1 protein-coding gene is annotated in these 1,202 nt (G+C 63.5%); it reads right to left on the bottom strand.

Features of this window, described 5'->3' with window-relative positions:
• Positions 1–7 precede the first annotated feature (7 nt).
• Complete coding sequence (locus tag PIN01S_RS26125; RefSeq protein ID WP_084339830.1) at positions 8–970, bottom strand: IS110 family transposase; 963 nt, start codon at positions 968–970, stop codon at positions 8–10.
• Positions 971–1,202: the final 232 nt, after the last annotated feature.

Below are 1,202 nucleotides of genomic sequence, written 5' to 3'. Positions count from 1 at the left end.
GTAGATCCTATGTTCCTGCGCAAGTCTGTTTACCAATCAAGCTTGGGTCGAATGGTTTTCCCGAGCGCCAGACAGCGAACGCGATGCGCAGGAGCTTGCGGGCGATGATGCAGTTCATGGCAGTCTTGCTCAGGCCGCGTGCTGCCCACTGGGTGCGCTCGGCCTGCCAGAGACCGGTCCGGCATGCCCCCTGGGCAGCCAGGTAGATCAGCCGGCGATCTTCCGGATGCCCCTGTTTGGATAGCTTGCGCCGCCCCTGATAGGTACCGGATTCGCGAGGACGTGGATCCAGGCCGAAAGCGGCCACCAGCGCATCGCTGCGGCGGTAATCGGTTTGGCTCAGGCGATTGCTCAAGGCGAGGCTGACCAGCGGGCCAATGCCCGCGATGCTTTGCAAGCGCTGCCTCTGTCCGGCGAGACCGGGGACCTGTGCCAGCAGTACCTCCAGTTCCGCATCGAGCTTGGCCAGCAACTGGCGGTACTCCGCCAGCAGTGGCTGAACCGCTTGCCGCAGCCAGGGCTCGCCGCGGCAGCTTTGCCGCAGGGCTGTACGCTGCTTCACCAACAAATGACGCCGATGGATCAGACTGGCGATGCCACGCTGGGCGGGTGAAGACGGGGTGAATGGATGAACCTGATCGGTTTCATTACGGACGAAACGAGCAATCCCCTGGGCATCCAGCAGATCAGTCTTGCCCCGCTGACGCAGGCTCCCGAGGTAACGGGCGACCTGCCGAGGGTTGAGCACATAGACGCAGTGGCCTGCCGCATGGGCCAGCTCGGCCAGGGGCAGATGATAGATGCTGGTGGCCTCCAGCCCGATTCGACACCCCGTCGGCAATTGCCTGAGCCAGCGACGGATGGCGGCACGACGATTGGCCAGGCGCACCACCGGCCCCACACCATAAGTCGCTACCACCAGCTCGTCCTTGCTGACATCCACCCCAATTTCATGCGGTACCTGGTTCATGTCGGCGACCCTCGTTGTCTAGGGTTACACTGTCGAGGCCGGGGCGGCGCCAGCTGAGGTGTGAGCTTGCGAGCTATCGGCGGTCGGGGTCGTCGCCCTGTGCAGGTTCGGACCTCGCCGCTGCATCCTCAATCGACACTGAGGCTGACGAAGCAGGGATTCGCTACTGGAGTCTGTTCGCGTAGGCGACAGATAGCCCGGATAGTCCCTCCGCCTCGGCACTCTTCATGGC

It is taken from the genome of Pseudomonas indica NBRC 103045 (assembly GCF_002091635.1).
GTDB classification, from domain to species: Bacteria; Pseudomonadota; Gammaproteobacteria; order Pseudomonadales; family Pseudomonadaceae; genus Pseudomonas_M; species Pseudomonas_M indica.
The sequence above is the reverse complement of the archived record's forward strand: the minus strand, read 5'-3'. Positions and strand labels throughout refer to the sequence as shown.